The sequence below is a fragment of the Bradyrhizobium sp. P2_E8 genome, from assembly GCF_056403875.1.
Genome location: NZ_JBFUES010000935.1, coordinates 1 through 2,899, shown reverse-complemented (window position 1 = coordinate 2,899; position 2,899 = coordinate 1). Strand labels below are relative to the sequence as shown.

The window sequence follows — 2,899 nt, the reverse complement described above, 5'->3', positions numbered from 1 at the left end:
AGCCCGCATCGGCCGGCAGCGCGATCTTGAAGGGCACGACGAGGCGACCTTTGGCGATGTCGTCCTGCACGTAGGACGTCCGCCCCATCGCCACGCCGATGCCGTCGATCGCAGCCTGGATGGTCATGAAGATCATGTCGAAGGTGATGCCGGGCTGCTTGGCGATATCGGCCGGAAGGCCTGCCGCCGTCAGCCACAGCCGCCAGTCGTCGCTGTTGGCGTTGGAGGTGTGCAGCAGCGGATGATTTCGCAGATCCTCCGGACGCTGTAGCGGCTTGTCGCCGCGCAACAGCGACGGACTACACACCGGAAACAACTCGTCCGCCATCAGCCAGTCGGCACGCAGGCCCGGCCACTGGCCGCGGCCATAGCGGATTGCGGCATCGACATCGTCGCGCTGGAAGTCGACGAGGCTGGTCGACGTGGTGATGCGGACGTCGATGCCGGGATGCTGCTCCTGGAAATCGGTCAGCCGCGGCAGCAGCCATTTTGCGGCAAGCGAGGCCAGCGTCGAGAGCGTCAGCACCTTGTCGTCGTCCCTGCGCAGCAGGCGGTCGGTGGCGAGGCGGAGGTCGTTGAAGGCGGCGCGGACCCCCGGCAGGTAGTCGCGCGCCTCCGGCGTCAGCGCCAGCGCGCGGTTCTGCCGGATGAACAGGCGGATGCCGAGCTCCTCCTCCAATCGCCGGATCTGATGGCTGATCGCGGTCTGCGTCACGTTCAGCTCCGTCGCCGCCAGCGTGAAGCTGAGATGGCGCGCGGCGGCCTCAAAGGCCCGCAATCCGTTCAGGGAGGGCAATCTGGCAGTCATCTGGCAGCAGGATACATGACGTTATTTCATGCGAAGAGGTACAAATTGTCGTTTGTCGCAACGCACTGGAGCGCAGATATTAGCGGTCAACTTAGCTCCAGGAGCTGAAAATGTCTACCTTGACCCAGAATTCGATGACAAATCATCATGCACCCGGCTTGATCCAGCAGATCGGCGAGACGCTCCATGTCTGGCACGAGCGCTACCGGACCCGCCGCGAGCTGACCAACTGGACGGCCCGCGACCTGCACGACGTCGGCCTGTCCTGGTCCGACATCGCCCATGAGGCCGACAAACCCTTCTGGCGGGCCTGATTGGCCGCCAGGCCGGCGCCGCCTGATCACAGGGGCGCCGGCGGTCCCTCTTTCCGCAGGGCACGTGTCATGAGCACTCTTCGCCTGGAAGATCTGAAGCAATATTCGGACGCCCTGCGCACCCGGCAGGGCGAGGCGATCAACGTTCGCTTCGTCGAGCCGCGCGACACCGAGGAGCTTCAGCACTATTTCCGCTCGCTCACGACCCGCTCCCGCTACAACCGCTTCTTCGGCGCGATCAGCGAATTGCCGAAGGGCCTGCTGAGCGAGTTCCTCGATGTCGGCGCGCGCGAACGCTTTACCGTGGTCGCGACCAAGATGGTGGACGGCTTCGAGACCATCGTCGCCGAAGCGCGCTACGCTTTGCATGTCGAGACCTCGACGCTCGAATTCGGGCTGTCGGTCGACGACCGYTGGCAGGGCCACGGCATCGCCACCGCGCTCATGAAGAATCTCGAATGCCGCGCGGCCGCGCTGGGCGCCGAGCACATGGTCGGCGATACGCTGCGCTCCAACGAGACCATGATCTCGCTCGCCCGCAAATCCGGCTTCGCCTTCGTCAATCATCCCGATGACTGGAAGCTGGTGCGCTTCGACAAGGAGATCGCGGTCGCACCGAAGGACATTCCCTGCGCGAGCTGGCGTCTCGCCGCCCTTTCCCGTCAGGCCGACAGCCCCTCAGCCTCGGCCTGACACGACTGCAAGCCCGGCTCGGGTCGACCTGAGCCGGGCATTTTTTTGCCTTATGCAATCGTTGGCGCGTAGATCTTCCGAAGCCGTCATTCCGGGGCGCGCGTCGCGCGAACCCGGAATCCATTTCACCGCGTGTCTTGCGGGCCAATGGATTCCGGGCTCGATGCTGCGCATCGCCCCGGAATGACGGCGCCGCGACGCCCTACTTCCCCGTGAACACCGCTTTCCGCTTCTCGATGAACGCCTGCACCGCCTCCTTGTGATCGGCGGTCGTGGTGAGGCGGATCAGCCGTTCGGCCTCGTGGTCGCGGGCGGTCTCGAAATCGAACTGGATGGCCTCGTCGAGATTGTCCTTCATGTAGCGCAACGCCTGGCGCGGGCCTTCGGCGAGCGATTTGGCCAGCGCGAAGGCTTCGGCTTGCAGTCGGTCGTCGGGCACGACGCGGTTGACGAGGCCGATGGCTTCACAACGCTCGGCATCGACCCTGTCGCCGGTGAACATCAGTTCGCGCGCCCGCGCGGTGCCGACGAGGCGGGTCAACAGCCAGGCGATGCCATAATCGCCGCTCAGCGCGATGCGGGCATAGCCGGTGGCGACGAAGGCGGATTGCGCGGCGATGCGGATGTCGCAGGCCATGGCGATGGCAAGCCCCGCGCCGACCGCCGGCCCCGGCAGCGCGGCGATCGTGGGCTTGCGCACCGACACCAGCGCGCCGGTGAGCAGCCGCTGCCGCTCCTGGAGATCGGTGATGCGATCCTCAAGCGACATCTCCAGCTTCTTCGGATCGCGATGCGCGCCCATGCCCTTGACGTTGCCGCCGGCGCAGAACGCTTCGCCCGCGCCGGTGATCAGCAGCGCGCCGACGTTGGGATCCTCGGCGCAGGTGCGGATCATCGTGCGCAGCGCCGGCGTCAGCGTGTCCGACAGCGAATTGCGCGCCTCCGGCCGGTTCAGCGTGATCACCGCGACGCGGTCGCGGATGACGCAGAGGAGCTCACTGGTGCCGGTGTCGACGGTGGTGTCCGTGGTCATGTCGCTCCCTCTCTATTCGTCATTGCGAGGAGCGAAGCGACGAAGCAATCC

At 65.7% G+C, this 2,899-nt stretch carries 4 protein-coding genes; 2 read left to right on the top strand and 2 right to left on the bottom strand.

The features are described 5' to 3' along the window. Positions 1-808: transcriptional regulator GcvA (locus tag AC1D00_RS34570; RefSeq protein WP_477013768.1), on the bottom strand; the 808-nt coding region annotated here is incomplete at its 3' end. 110 nt (positions 809-918) lie between these two features. Here AC1D00_RS34570 and AC1D00_RS34565 point away from each other — a divergent pair. Both AC1D00_RS34565 and AC1D00_RS34560 read left to right on the top strand, forming a co-directional pair. Beyond that, a complete protein-coding gene (locus AC1D00_RS34565) occupies positions 919-1,122 on the top strand; it encodes a DUF1127 domain-containing protein (RefSeq protein WP_477013767.1) in 204 nt (67 codons plus the stop codon). 69 nt (positions 1,123-1,191) lie between these two features. After that, positions 1,192-1,815, top strand: a complete 624-nt coding sequence (locus tag AC1D00_RS34560) for an N-acetyltransferase family protein (RefSeq protein ID WP_477013766.1) — start codon at positions 1,192-1,194, stop codon at positions 1,813-1,815. Positions 1,816-2,017: 202 nt separating this feature from the next. Here the strand turns inward: AC1D00_RS34560 and AC1D00_RS34555 are convergent, their stop codons facing one another. Then, a complete protein-coding gene (locus AC1D00_RS34555; protein ID WP_404552467.1) occupies positions 2,018-2,848 on the bottom strand; it encodes an enoyl-CoA hydratase in 831 nt (276 codons plus the stop codon). Between the last annotated feature and the right edge of the window lie 51 nt (positions 2,849-2,899).